This is a genomic window from uncultured Alcanivorax sp., assembly GCF_947258575.1.
Classification (GTDB): Bacteria; Pseudomonadota; Gammaproteobacteria; order Pseudomonadales; family Alcanivoracaceae; genus Alcanivorax.
Map to the genome: position 1 here is coordinate 227,819 of NZ_CAMYIV010000010.1, position 12,239 is coordinate 240,057.

The 12,239-nt window shown below is 61.1% G+C and carries 13 protein-coding genes; 11 read left to right on the forward strand and 2 right to left on the reverse strand.

Features of this window, described 5'->3' with window-relative positions; translation table 11 throughout:
- Position 1: 1 nt before the first annotated feature.
- Positions 2-1,036, reverse strand: coding sequence for a type IV pilus twitching motility protein PilT (locus Q0Y02_RS10770; RefSeq protein ID WP_297767892.1), 1,035 nt, complete (start codon positions 1,034-1,036; stop codon positions 2-4).
- A 136-nt stretch (positions 1,037-1,172) separates the two neighbouring features.
- Here Q0Y02_RS10770 and Q0Y02_RS10775 point away from each other — a divergent pair, with 136 nt between their 5' ends.
- The 6 genes from Q0Y02_RS10775 (at position 1,173) to Q0Y02_RS10800 (ending at position 6,215) form a co-directional block, all read left to right on the forward strand.
- The gene (locus Q0Y02_RS10775) at positions 1,173-1,856 is read left to right on the forward strand and encodes a YggS family pyridoxal phosphate-dependent enzyme (protein ID WP_297767895.1); all 684 of its coding nucleotides are present in this window, start codon (positions 1,173-1,175) and stop codon (positions 1,854-1,856) included.
- A gap of 72 nt (positions 1,857-1,928) precedes the next feature.
- Entirely contained in the window at positions 1,929-2,738 is an 810-nt protein-coding gene (proC, locus tag Q0Y02_RS10780) for a pyrroline-5-carboxylate reductase (RefSeq protein ID WP_297767898.1), read from the forward strand.
- Between the two features lie 213 nt (positions 2,739-2,951).
- Entirely contained in the window at positions 2,952-3,500 is a 549-nt protein-coding gene (locus Q0Y02_RS10785; RefSeq protein ID WP_297767901.1) for a YggT family protein, read from the forward strand.
- 131 nt (positions 3,501-3,631) lie between these two features.
- Entirely contained in the window at positions 3,632-5,104 is a 1,473-nt protein-coding gene (locus tag Q0Y02_RS10790) for a PAS domain S-box protein (RefSeq protein WP_297767903.1), read from the forward strand.
- Positions 5,105-5,358: 254 nt separating this feature from the next.
- The gene (locus tag Q0Y02_RS10795) at positions 5,359-5,796 is read left to right on the forward strand and encodes a PaaI family thioesterase (RefSeq protein WP_297767905.1); all 438 of its coding nucleotides are present in this window, start codon (positions 5,359-5,361) and stop codon (positions 5,794-5,796) included.
- A gap of 92 nt (positions 5,797-5,888) precedes the next feature.
- Entirely contained in the window at positions 5,889-6,215 is a 327-nt protein-coding gene (locus Q0Y02_RS10800) for a hypothetical protein (protein ID WP_297767907.1), read from the forward strand.
- 73 nt (positions 6,216-6,288) lie between these two features.
- On the opposite strand, the gene Q0Y02_RS10805 is transcribed toward Q0Y02_RS10800, so the two are convergent.
- Complete coding sequence (locus tag Q0Y02_RS10805; RefSeq protein WP_297767909.1) at positions 6,289-7,212, reverse strand: hydroxymethylglutaryl-CoA lyase; 924 nt, start codon at positions 7,210-7,212, stop codon at positions 6,289-6,291.
- 163 nt (positions 7,213-7,375) lie between these two features.
- Between Q0Y02_RS10805 and Q0Y02_RS10810 the strand changes: the two genes are divergently transcribed.
- From Q0Y02_RS10810 to Q0Y02_RS10830, 5 genes are all read left to right on the forward strand, one after another.
- The gene (locus Q0Y02_RS10810) at positions 7,376-8,002 is read left to right on the forward strand and encodes a VOC family protein (protein ID WP_297767911.1); all 627 of its coding nucleotides are present in this window, start codon (positions 7,376-7,378) and stop codon (positions 8,000-8,002) included.
- Positions 7,999-9,162, forward strand: a complete 1,164-nt coding sequence (locus Q0Y02_RS10815; protein ID WP_297767913.1) for an alpha/beta hydrolase — start codon at positions 7,999-8,001, stop codon at positions 9,160-9,162. Before Q0Y02_RS10810 ends, Q0Y02_RS10815 begins: the two co-directional genes overlap by 4 nt.
- Positions 9,163-9,301: 139 nt before the next feature.
- Positions 9,302-10,156: an alpha/beta fold hydrolase gene (locus Q0Y02_RS10820; RefSeq protein WP_297767915.1), complete on the forward strand. Its 855-nt coding sequence runs from the start codon at positions 9,302-9,304 to the stop codon at positions 10,154-10,156.
- Between the two features lie 87 nt (positions 10,157-10,243).
- Positions 10,244-10,696: an OsmC family protein gene (locus Q0Y02_RS10825; protein WP_297767917.1), complete on the forward strand. Its 453-nt coding sequence runs from the start codon at positions 10,244-10,246 to the stop codon at positions 10,694-10,696.
- A 213-nt stretch (positions 10,697-10,909) separates the two neighbouring features.
- Positions 10,910-12,049 (forward strand): acyl-CoA dehydrogenase family protein, encoded by a 1,140-nt coding sequence (locus Q0Y02_RS10830; RefSeq protein WP_297767919.1) that lies wholly within the window; start codon positions 10,910-10,912, stop codon positions 12,047-12,049.
- Positions 12,050-12,239 lie beyond the last annotated feature (190 nt).

A 12,239-nucleotide genomic window follows, 5' to 3' on the forward strand; every position in this document is an offset into this window, starting at 1 on the left:
GTTAGATTGAGTCCGGGCTCTTGGCTTTTTCCCGGGCTATGTCGCGGGCCACGAGGCCTTTATTGACCAGCCCCTGCAGGCACTGATCCAGTGTCTGCATGCCCAGCGCGCCGCCGGTCTGGATGGCCGAGTACATCTGCGCCACCTTGTCTTCGCGGATCAGGTTACGGATCGCCGGAGTGCCCATCATGATTTCGTGGGCGGCCACCCGGCCGCCGCCGTTTTTCTTCATCAGGGTCTGGGATACCACCGCCTGCAGGGATTCCGACAGCATGGAACGGATCATGGATTTTTCTTCGGCGGGGAATACATCCACCACCCGGTCAATGGTCTTGGCAGCGGAGGTGGTGTGCAGGGTGCCGAATACCAGGTGACCGGTTTCCGCGGCGGTCAGCGCCAGGCGGATGGTTTCCAGATCCCGCAGCTCGCCCACCAGAATAATATCCGGATCCTCCCGCAGGGCCGAGCGCAGGGCTTCGGAGAAGCCCAGGGTATCGCGGTGGACTTCCCGCTGGTTGACCAGGCATTTTTTCGATTCGTGCACGAATTCGATGGGATCCTCAATGGTGAGGATGTGCTCGTAGCGCGAATCGTTGATGTAGTCGACCATGGCCGCCAGGGTGGTGGACTTACCGGAACCGGTGGGGCCGGTAACCAGCACAATGCCCCGGGGCATGTCGGAGATTTTCTGGAACACCTTGCCCATGCCCAGGTCTTCCATGGTCAGTACTTTCGAGGGAATGGTCCGGAATACCGCACCGGCACCGCGGTTGTGGTTGAAGGCATTCACCCGGAAACGGGCCACGCCGGGCACCTCGAAGGAAAAATCCGTTTCGAAGAATTCTTCGAAATCCTTGCGCTGCTTGTCGTTCATGATGTCGTAGATCAGCGCGTGGACTTCCTTGTGTTCCATGGCCGGCAGATTGATGCGGCGCACGTCGCCGTCCACGCGGATCATCGGAGGCAGACCGGCGGACAGATGAAGATCGGACGCGCCGTTTTTGGCGCTAAAAGCGAGCAGCTCGGTAATATCCATGGGTTTCTACTTGCGTTGTCTGGTATTGAAAGGGAGCCCGAAGCCCCCTTTTGTTATTATGGCGAGCGCCGGAAATTGGCTTCCTCAGAAATTCGTCGCATGCCTAAAGTAACCCGACCTCTTGAGCCGTTCAATAATGACAGACTCCAAAAGCCCACTGATAGAGATCAATGCGCAAATTAGTGCATTTTGTGAGCAATCCGGCCGTAATTCCGACAGTGTGCAGCTTTTGGCGGTCAGTAAGACCCGCACACCGGACGAGTTGGCCCGCCTGGCTGACCAGGGGCAGCGGCATTTCGGCGAAAACTATCTGCAGGAAGCCCTGGACAAGATAGCGGCACTGCAGGGCCGCGGCCTGGTGTGGCACTTCATCGGGCCGATTCAGTCCAACAAGACCCGCGATATCGCCGCTCACTTTGACTGGGTGCACTCGGTGGACCGGCTAAAAGTGGCTCGCCGCCTCAGTGAGCAGCGCCCGGCGGATCTGCCCCCGCTGAATGTCTGTATTCAGGTGAACGTGGACGACGAAGACAACAAGAGCGGTATTGCGCTGGAGGCGGTGCCCGCCCTGGCCGCCGAGATCGTCACTCTGCCCAACCTTCGTCTGCGTGGCCTGATGGCCATTCCCCGGGCGGGCAGTGAGGACAGCAGCCGGGGGGCTTTCCGACAGCTCGCCATGACACTGTCACAATTGCGCAATACAATGCCGTCCCTCGATACGCTCTCCATGGGCATGAGCGCGGATTATGGCGTGGCCATCGAAGAAGGCGCCACCATCGTTCGGGTGGGCACCGCCCTGTTTGGTCCGCGCACCGCCTGACGACACCTGCAAGTATCGTCAGCGCATCGAGACACCGTACGCGTTACAACACAAGACAAGGATTGCGCAGTTATGGCACAGCAAAGCATCGGATTTATCGGCGCCGGTAACATGGCCACCAGCCTGGCCGGCGGCATGGTGGCGAAAGGAATTCGCCCCGCCCGCATCTGGATGAGTGACCCCTCCCGGGATCGCCTGGAAGAAGTCTCCCAGCTGCACCGTGTGCACGTGAGCACCGAGAACCGTGATGTGGCCGGCCGGGTGGATGTGCTGGTGCTGGCGGTGAAACCGCAAATGATGCAGGCCGTGTGTGAAGATCTGCGTGACCTGATTGCCGATCGCCAGCCGCTGGTGATCTCCATCGCTGCCGGTGTCACCGTGGCCAACCTGCGCAGCTGGCTGGGGGAGACGCCGATTGTGCGTTGCATGCCCAACACGCCGTCGCTGGTCCAGGCCGGTGCCACTGGCCTGTATGCTGCCGAGGGCGTGAGCGATGAGCAGAAAGCCATGGCCAAGGACATCCTCGGCTCCGTGGGGCTGACCTTCTGGTTTGCCGAGGAAAAGGAACTGGATGCGGTCACCGCCGTCTCCGGCTCCGGCCCGGCCTACTTCTTCCTGTTGATGGAATCGTTGATCGAAGCCGCCAAGGCGCAAGGGCTGGACCCGGCCACGGCCCGCCAGATGGTGCTGCAGACCGCCTGGGGTGCGGCGCAACTGGCTATCGCCAGCGAAGCGGGCCCGGATGTGCTGCGCCAGCAGGTCACCAGCCCCGGCGGCACCACCGCTGCGGCGCTGAATGTCTTCGAGGAAGCGGGCTTCCGCGAACAGGTCCAGGCCGCCGTCGCCGCGGCGCGGGAGCGGTCGGAAGAGCTGGCGGGGTAAGAGCAGCTACAAGCTTCAAGCTACAAGGCGCGTGAAAGGTAGTCAGGTCTTGGCATGCTGTGCCCGCGTAGGTCGTTTGAGCGCGGGCACGGCCTTGTTGAAAAGAGGGGATATGACGTGTTGCAGCTTGCAGCTTGTAGCTTGCCCCTCGCAGCTTGATTTTCCTGTCCCAAGCCCCAAACTCTTCCCCTGTTGCGAACCACGGAGTAATCCATGAACCCCCAGGGCGCCCTGTTTTTCCTGCTGGACTTTGTTTTCAGCGCCTACATCTTCATCGTACTGACCCGCTTTGTGCTGCAGCTGGCCCGGGCGGATTTCTATAATCCCATCTCCCAGTTCGTGCTCAAGGCCACCAACCCGCTGCTCAAACCCCTGCGTCGGGTGATTCCCGGTTACGGTGGGCTGGATATTGCCGCGCTGGTACTGGTGGTGGTGCTGATCATCCTCAAGACGGTGATCCTGTTGAGCATCCAGGTGGGAGGCTTCCCCAGCGGTATCGGTGCCGCCCTGGTGCTGCATGCCTTGCGGGAACTGGCCAGCCTGATTCTCAATTATGTGTTCTGGACGGTGCTAATCCGCGTGCTGCTCAGCTGGGTGGCCCCGGACCCCTATAGTCCGGTGGTGCGGGTGATCGTGCAGATCACCGAGCCGATCATGGCGCCGGTACGCAAATTGCTGCCGCCCATGGGAGGCTTCGATTTGAGTCCGCTGTTTGTGTTGCTGGGCATCCAGCTGTTACAGATCCTGTTCCAACTGCACTAAGCATAGGGATCCAAGAAGGCGCCTCATGGCGCCTTTTTCATGTCTGCATAAGAAATATTGTGCAAGGTTTTTACTTGCACCTGACAAGCGTATAAATAACGTCTGCGAAAATGTTGCCTGGAAAAGGAACGATGATCATGGAAGAGGGGGTGGACCTGCGTCTGGTGGGCCTGAAGGAACTGCATCGGTTGTCATTGCTGGATGGTGCGGATAGCCGCGAGTTGTATCGACAGTATCTGGAAGTGGGTTGCCGCCTGCTGGGGTTGTCTGTCGGCATCATCAGTCGCGTGCAGGGCCAGGACTATCAGGTGCTGGCGGTGCAGTCTGGCAACGACGCCATCCGCACCGGTGACCATTTCGCCCTGGGCGATACCTATTGTGCTGAAGTGCTGGAAAAGCAGGGCTCAGTGGCGCTTTTCGATGTGGGCGCTCTGGAATCCATGCGCTCTCACCCCAGCTATACCGGCTTGAACCTGCAGGCTTATATCGCCACACCCATTCGGGTACAGGGTGACGTTGTCGGCACCCTGAACTTCAGTGACACCCGGCCCCGTCCGGAGCCCTTCAGCATGGAGGAAATGGAATTCCTGGAACTGATGGCCCTGTCTCTGGGCCATGGCCTGGAACGTTCCTGGCTGGAAACCCAGCGGGTGCGGGCGGTGGAAGACATGGAAACCAATGTGGCGCTGTTCGAGGGGGCATTCCGCCACGCCGCCATTGGCATGGCCATCGTCGCTCCCAATGGCCGCTGGTTGCGAGTCAACGAGGCGGTGAGTCAGATTGTCGGCTACAGCGATAGCGAGCTGCGCGAGATTGATTTCCAGGCCATCACCCATCCGGATGACCTGGAAAAGGATCTGGAGTATGTGGACAGCCTGCTGCGTGGCGAAGCCACCACCTACCGGATGAAAAAACGTTATACCCACAAGGATGGCCGCGAAGTGTGGGTATTGTTGGCGGTCTCGCTGGTGCGCAACAGTGATGGCACTCCGCGCTATTTCCTCTCCCAGCTCGAAGACATCACCGCCCAGGTGAACGGCGAAATTGCCCTGCGCGAGCAGCGCGACGAATTGGAACAGCTCAACCGCGAACTGGCCGGCCTGGCCCGCCAGGATTCACTCACCGGCCTGAGTAACCGCCCGGTGATTCTGGAGCAGCTGCGCCAGCATCTGAAGCTGGGCCTGCGAACCCGCGAGCCCCTCTCGCTGGTCCTGGTGGAAGTGGGCAACCTGGACCAGCTGAACCAGCAGCATGGCCATGCTGCCGGCGATGATGCCCTGGTGGCAGTATCCGAGGCGTTGGACACGCTGGGTGGAAATCATGCCTGCCTGGGGCGCTTCACGGGTAAACAATTTCTGATGCTGCTGCCGGAGGCCGGTCTCAATCAGGCGGAGAGTGTGGCAGAGGATTGTCGCCAGACGGTGTTGTCTTTGCCCGAGGTGCCGGTACCCCTGACGGTGAGTCTTGGTGTGGCTACCCTGATGCCGTGTGACGCGGATCAGGAAGACTACGGCTCTACGGACACTGCCCTGCAGGCGGTGGAGACCGCCCTTGCCGCCGCCCGTGAGGCGGGCAGGAACTGTTTCCGGACGGTGACGTTGTAGGGCGAAGATCAGCTACTAGCTGCGAGTTGCGAAGAGCAAACCGGTTTTGCCTTTCGCTTCTCGTAACTCGCGAAACCACCTGCGTGAAGTCTCAGCCCTTGATGGCGGGGCCATCCCTTTCCGATCCCCCTTTCTGTTTTTTTGCCTGATCTGTTCCTGCCGTTCGCCGGGATACGCCCTGTATCATATTGTAAGTTCCAAAAAGGAACCTACAATGACTGGCATTCCCTACCTAAGGCAAACAGGACATTCCCATGAACATTGCGACTCTGACCGGCCTGGAAATCATGCAGGCCTTCGCCGCCGGCAAACTGCCGCGCCCACCCATCTCCGAGACCATGCCCATGGAACCGGATCGGGTGGAAGAGGGCCGGGTGGTTTTCCTCGCTACCGCGGATGAACGCCACACCAATCCCCTGGGGGGCGTGCACGGCGGCTTTGCTGCCACGGTGCTGGACTCGGTCACTGGCTGTGCCACCCACACCGTGCTGGCCGCTGGCGAGAGTTACGGCACCACCGATCTGAACATCAAGATGTGTCGGCCGCTGCCGTTCAACAAGACCCTGCGCGCGGAAGGCCGGGTGATCAATGTGGGCCGCAGCCTGGTGATCAGCGAAGGGCGCATCGAAGACGAAGACGGCAGACTCTATGCCCACGCCACCGCCACCTGCATGGTGATCCGCCAGCGCTGAGTGCCCGCCCCCGGGTTGTCTCTGCGCCTCGGCGGTGTAGCCTGAAGGCAGGGTCCGGCGACCCTGCCGGGCTTGTACCGGAAGGAGGTGCTATGGAGACACAGTGGTTTGATCAGGGCTGGGGCCGTCTGGAGGACGATGGTCGGCTGGCCCGGGAAATGGAGCTGCGCAGCCGTCTGCTGATGAACCTGCAACAGGGCATCACCGACAAGGGCTGGAATCGGGATCATGCCTGCCGCTGGCTGGATCTGCCCGGCACCCGGGTGGACGCGCTGCTGGCCGGCAAGATCGGGGCCTTCAGTCTGCACGAGCTGGCGACACTGATGGAGCAGGCCGATATCCACTGGCGGGTGTCAACGCGGGATCGCGCCCTGCTGGATCACCTGATCCGCGAGCAACAGGCCGGTGTCGGCGCCTGATCCGAGCCTGCCTGCAGGCTCCTGTGGGGCTGAATAATAAGGTCGCTAGTCGGCTGGTGCGGGTCTGCCACTGTCACCACAGGCAGGGCGTCTTGCCCTGTTTCTCCTGGGAGGCCATCCAGTCGAGGATGCGCCCGCCCAACGGGCGTTGGGTGGCGTCGGCGGCCAGTGCCACGGCCTCGCGCAGGCCTTCAATATCGATGCCGGTGTTCAGGCCACAGCTTTCCAGCAGGTAGACCAGGTCTTCCGTGGCCATATTGCCGGTGGCACCTGGCGCGAAGGGGCAACCGCCCAGGCCGCCCACCGAGGCATCGAATTTTCTTACCCCCAGATCCGCGGCTTCCCAGGCCATGGCGGCGGCCAGCCCGCGGGTGTCGTGCAGGTGCACATAGAACCGTTCGGCCCCGAAGTCGCGAATCAATGGCGTCATGATGGCCTTCATCTGCTGCGGGTTGCCGGCGCCGATGGTGTCGGCAATGGCCACCTCGTCACTGCCGGCGGCGAACATGCGCTCGGCCAGCTGCCGGGGCAGGCTCTCGGGCACCGGGCCGTCGTAGGGGCAGGCGAAGGCGCCGGAGATATAGGTGCGCGTGGCAATGCCGTCTTTCCTGGCCGCCGCAATGATGGCCTCGCAGCTCTGCGCCGCCTGTTCCAGGCTCATGCGCAGGTTGCGTTCGTTGAAGGAATCCGTGGTGGACAGCACCAGCGCCACCGTGGGGTAGCCTGCTTCTTTGGCAAGCTGGTAGCCCTTCAGGTTGGGGACCAGGGCGGTGTAGTGCAGGTGGTCGCCCTGCGGCAGCAAGGGGGTGAGCGCGGCGGCGTCGGCCATCTGCGGAATGGCCTTGGGGCTGACAAAGCTCACCGGTTCCAGATAGCGCATACCGGCATCCACCAACAACCGGGCCAGCCGGGCCTTGGTGTCCGTGTCCACGGTCACCGGTTGGTTTTGCAGGCCGTCGCGGAGCCCTACTTCGTTGATGATTGCCTGGTCTGCCATTTGCGTTGCCGTGCTGCCAATTAAGGGGCGGACAGTTTGCCATCGTCGCCGGTCTGGCGCGAGTGGCCAGAACTGACAGGTTCTTGGTGGTTTCGGTTTTCAGTTCCCGGCCAGCCTGTGACAACAATAGCCCCCGAATACAAACAACAATCGGGAGCCAACCATGAGCAGCCTGCCGGATTGCGCCATGCTCAAGCATGTGCACCACAGCGCCTACCGCTGCCGCGATGCGGAGCAGACCCGCTGGTTTTACGAGGATGTACTTGGCCTGCCGCTGACCCTGGCCATGGTCTTCGATGAAGAGCCGGGCACCGGGCGCAAGATCGACTACCTGCACCTGTTCTTCAAAATGGGTGACGACAACTTCATCGCCTTCTTCGATGCCCCGGAAGGCGCCGACGAAAAACTGTTCCGCCCGCGCAGCGCCTTCGACCTGCACCTGGCCTTTGAAGTGGACACCCGGGAAGAGCTGAAAGCCTGGCGTCGCCGCATCAACCAGGCCGGCCGCCCCTGCTTTGGGCCCATCGACCACGAGTTCATCCATTCCATCTATTTCTTCGACCCCAACGGCATCCCGCTGGAAATCACCATCAAGGACGCCAGCTATGAGGAAGTGGTGGCGGAAGACGCGGCCAACGCCCACAGCGTTCTCAAGGCATGGACCGAAAAGACCCGTGCCCTGAAAGAGCAGACCTTCGGTGCCGACGCCCTGGATCTGCGCGGTATCGACATGAGCAAGACGGACTTTTCAAAACTGAAGGGCTCCAGCAACAAGGACGCGCCGCAATGAGCAAGCATTATGACCGCACCCCCTATCTGGTGACCTTCACCGAACCATCCCGTTTCAAGGATACCTACGCCGGCCCCATGGATATGGTGGCGCTGGAGTCCCACCTGCTTACCCCGAAAAGCGGCCCGGGTAACACCGTGGTGATCTTCATGCACCCGGTGGGCGGCGGCGCCTACCTGCCCATGGTTTCGGCGCTGGCGAAAGCGGGGTTGTCGGTGATCTATTGCAACAGCCGCTACCGGGGCGCCGACAGCGCCCTGTTGATGGAAAAGGTAGTGGCGGACCTGGGCGCCTGCGTGCGAAATGCCAAAGAGCGACTGGGCTTTGAAAAGGTGGTGCTGGCGGGCTGGTCCGGCGGTGGCTCCCTGAGCCTGCTCTATCAGGCGGAAGCGGAAGACCCGCAGATCACCGAGACCCCGGCCGGTGACCCCTATGACCTGACCGCCCGGAAACTGATTCCCGCCGACGGCATCATGCTGCTGGCCGCCCATGTGTCCCGGGCCATCACCATGACCGAATGGCTGGATCCGTCCGTGCTGGATGAGAACAACCCGGAGCAGCGGGACCGGGACCTGGATATCTACCATCCGGACTGCCCCAACCAGCCGCCCTACAGCGAAGATTTTGTGGCCCGCTTCCGCCAGGCGCAGATCGACCGCAACCGGCGCATCACCGACTGGGTGAAAAGCAAGCTGGCGGACTTTCGTGCCCGGGGCCTGGCCAACGAGGAGTACGGCTTTATCGTCCACCGCACCATGTGCGACGTGCGCTGGCTGGACCCGCAGCAGGACCCTAACGAGCGTACCCCCGGCACCTGTTATCTGGGCGACCCGCAGACCGTCAACAACGGCCCGGTGGCCCTGGCCCGCTTCAACACCCTGCGCGGCTGGCTGAGCCAGTGGAGCTATGACGATTCCCGCGCCAACGGCCCGGCCTGCGCCGGGCGCATCCGCGTGCCCGCCCTGGTGATTGGTAATACCGCAGACAATGCCTGCACCCCCAGCCATACCCGTCGGCTCTTCGACGGGTTCCAATCAGGTCAAGCCACCCTGCGCGAGGTGGCCGGGGCTAACCACTACTACTTCGGGCAGAACGACAAACTGGTTGAAGCGGTGGAGCACTGTACGACCTGGCTGCAAGAGCAGGGGCTGCTTTCCTAGCCAGACAAAGCTCCAACAGGTAAGGGCGCGGCCAATTGTGAATTCTCTTCACACCTTGTCTGACAGTCATACCAGCGCCGCTTCATCCGCCCCGGCACTGGCCTAGCGTCGGTAAAAACAACAACGGAGTAATTACGGGATGGGTCTGATCATTTTTCTTCTGGCACTGGCGGTGCTCACCACGGTGTCCATCACCCTGCTGTTCTATATGTGCTGGTTCTACGACCGTCGCAGCTTTCCCGAGCAGGCACAGCTTCCCGATGAGCAGCCGCTGCGGCTGTTGCCGACAGTGGTGGGCATCATCAAGGAAGCCGCCAGCCTTACCGTGCTGGTGTTCAGCTACCCGCTGCGGCTGATTCACGATGCCTCGCCGGTGCGCAGCCGCCACCACGGGGAAACCCCGCTGATTCTGGTGCACGGCTACGGCGGCAACAGCGCCAACTTCCTGTTCATGCAGTGGCGGCTGAAATGGCGCGGCTGGGGCAATGTGTACTCAGTGAGCTACACCCCCCCGCACATCAACGCCCGCAAACTGGCCCAGCAGGTCAACGATCATGTGGAGCGTATCCTCGCTTCCACCGGCGCGAAAAAAGCCCATATCGTCTGCCATTCCATGGGTGGCCCGCTGACACGCTACGCCCTGAAAAACCTGGGCCTGGCCGGCAAGATCGACCGGGTGATCACCCTGGGCAGCCCTCACTACGGCTCGCGCATCGCCGGCCTGTTCCCGGCCCAGGGTTCTGCCGCGCAGATGCGCTACCAGAGCCCCTTTGTGCAGGAGCTGGCGGAAGGTGGCGGTTGCCCCGGCGGCGCCCGTTTCTTCTCCATCTACTCCAACCTGGACAACTTTGTATTGCCAGTGTCCACCGCTGTTCTGGAGGGGGCGGAAGCCAATATTAACGTGCCGTATCTGGGTCACTGCGCCCTGTTGTACAGCAATCGCGTGCTGGATCAGGTGGAGCGTTGCCTGTTATCGCCGAAGCCGGAGATTTGATCCGTGACAATGTTGCATTAGCGATTGGCTGGGATCATGGTTAAAGCAGGAGAACAGAAAACCGTGATGCAACAGAGGGAGCGAATCATGAGTGAATACGGTGCAACGGTTGCCTGGCATCTCAAGCCGGGCGCGTCGTTCGATTACGAACACTTCAACCGGGAACACGAGTGGACCTTCGCCGGTGGCGAAGTGGTGCAGGCCTCGGCCTCACCGGAATACTTCGGCTGCGGAAACCGGGTGAACCCGGACGAGGCGGTCATTGCCGCCACCTCCAGCTGTCACATGCTCACCTTCCTGTCGATTGCGGCCAAGCAGGGCCTCAAGGTGCTCAGTTACATCGACCAGCCTGTCGGCACTGTGGAAAAGGCCGGCGATGGACACCTGGCCATCACCCGCATCGTGCTGCGCCCGCGGGTGGTGTTCGATGATGGCCAGGAACCGGATGCCGCTGCGATGGACAAGCTTCACGCCAGTGCCCACCGCAACTGTTTTGTGGCCAATTCCCTCAAGGCCGATATCCGCATCGAGCCGATCTGACCTAACCCATCGCTCCTGCAGCGGGAAAGTCCGTTGCAGGAGTGTCTTTAGAAAGGCGCGACGCGACGTTAGCGCCCGGGAAAACGGTATACAGCGGACCGGACAGTCACTCGCGGATGATGTTGCCTTCACACCGTGCCGCTAGAATGTTGGCCATAGTTTCGCTGGCCCCCTGCCCGGGGGCGGCGCCGTTGACCAACAGGACTGTCTGAAATGCTTGATCAAAACGAAATCGAACTGTTCCGCGACAACGTCAAAAAATTCCTCGAAAACGAAGTGGCTCCGCACTACGACCAGTGGGAAAAAGCCGAGATGTTCCCCCGTGAGCTGTGGAACAAGCTGGGCGAGAATGGCCTGCTGTGCGTGGACGTGCCGGAAGAGTACGGCGGCTTCGGCGCCAACTTCCGCTTGTCTGCGGTGATCGTGGAAGAAGCCTCCCGCGCCGGTTACGGTGCCCTGGCCTCCAACATCTCCGTGCACTCCGATATCGTTGCCCCCTACATCCTGCACCTGGGCACGGAAGAGCAGAAACAGACCTGGCTGCCGAAAATGGTCAGCGGTGAAGCCGTGGGCGCCATCGGCATGACCGAGCCAGGTGCCGGTTCCGACCTGCAGGGCATGAAAACCCGTGCCGACAAGGACGGCGATGGCTACAAGATCAGCGGCCAGAAAACCTTTATCACCAATGGCCAGCACTGCGACGTTATCGTGCTCGCCACCAAGACCGACCCCAACGCCGGCTCCAAGGGCATGACCCTGTTTACCGTGGATTGCTCCCTGCCGGGCTTCGCCCGTGGTCGTAACCTGGAAAAAATGGGCCATCACGCCGCTGACACCTCCGAGCTTTTCTTCGAAGACGTGAAAGTGGGCGCCGACCAGATTCTCGGCGGTGAAGGCAAAGGCTTCGCCAACCTGATGAACGAACTGCCCCGCGAACGCCTGATCCTGGCCCTGGGCGCCATCGCTGCCTGCGAAGGCATGATCGAGCGCACCATCGAATACACCAAAGAGCGCCAGGCTTTCGGCAAGCCGATCTCCAGCCTGCAGAACACCCGCTTCGTGCTGGCAGACCTGCACGCCCAGGTGGTGGTTAACCGCGCCTACGGCGAGCAGTGCATCGACCAGTATGACCGTGGTGAACTCACCGCCACCAACGCCTCCATTGCCAAGCTCACCACCACCGAGCTGCAAGGCGTGGTCGCTGACAAGTGTCTGCAGCTGTTCGGTGGTTACGGCTACATGCAGGAATACCCCATCTCCCGCGATTACGTGGATGCCCGCATCCAGCGTATCTATGGCGGCACCAGCGAAATCATGAAAGAAATCATCTCCCGGGAAATTATCGGGCGATAAATCCTCAGGATTTCAGCACCAAAAAACGCGGCCCCGGCCGCGTTTTTTTATGCCTTCTCGTTTCTGTAGGAGCACCTCTTGAGGTGCGAACCTAATGTAGCCAAACCCTGACTACCCCTGTGCTCAACAGATGGCTCTTCCTGGCTTGTAGGATATGTCTTACAGAAAATGCTAACGGGTTGATATAAAG

Excerpts from the sequence above, each read along its gene's own strand:
- Q0Y02_RS10770 (WP_297767892.1), bottom strand. The coding sequence starts at position 1,036 with ATGGATATTACCGAGCTGCTCGCTTTTAGCGCCAAAAACGGCGCGTCC.
- Q0Y02_RS10775 (WP_297767895.1), top strand. The coding sequence starts at position 1,173 with ATGACAGACTCCAAAAGCCCACTGATAGAGATCAATGCGCAAATTAGT.
- proC (WP_297767898.1), top strand. The coding sequence starts at position 1,929 with ATGGCACAGCAAAGCATCGGATTTATCGGCGCCGGTAACATGGCCACC.
- Q0Y02_RS10785 (WP_297767901.1), top strand. The coding sequence starts at position 2,952 with ATGAACCCCCAGGGCGCCCTGTTTTTCCTGCTGGACTTTGTTTTCAGC.
- Q0Y02_RS10790 (WP_297767903.1), top strand. The coding sequence starts at position 3,632 with ATGATCATGGAAGAGGGGGTGGACCTGCGTCTGGTGGGCCTGAAGGAA.
- Q0Y02_RS10795 (WP_297767905.1), top strand. The coding sequence starts at position 5,359 with ATGAACATTGCGACTCTGACCGGCCTGGAAATCATGCAGGCCTTCGCC.
- Q0Y02_RS10800 (WP_297767907.1), top strand. The coding sequence starts at position 5,889 with ATGGAGACACAGTGGTTTGATCAGGGCTGGGGCCGTCTGGAGGACGAT.
- Q0Y02_RS10805 (WP_297767909.1), bottom strand. The coding sequence starts at position 7,212 with ATGGCAGACCAGGCAATCATCAACGAAGTAGGGCTCCGCGACGGCCTG.
- Q0Y02_RS10810 (WP_297767911.1), top strand. The coding sequence starts at position 7,376 with ATGAGCAGCCTGCCGGATTGCGCCATGCTCAAGCATGTGCACCACAGC.
- Q0Y02_RS10815 (WP_297767913.1), top strand. The coding sequence starts at position 7,999 with ATGAGCAAGCATTATGACCGCACCCCCTATCTGGTGACCTTCACCGAA.
- Q0Y02_RS10820 (WP_297767915.1), top strand. The coding sequence starts at position 9,302 with ATGGGTCTGATCATTTTTCTTCTGGCACTGGCGGTGCTCACCACGGTG.
- Q0Y02_RS10825 (WP_297767917.1), top strand. The coding sequence starts at position 10,244 with ATGAGTGAATACGGTGCAACGGTTGCCTGGCATCTCAAGCCGGGCGCG.
- Q0Y02_RS10830 (WP_297767919.1), top strand. The coding sequence starts at position 10,910 with ATGCTTGATCAAAACGAAATCGAACTGTTCCGCGACAACGTCAAAAAA.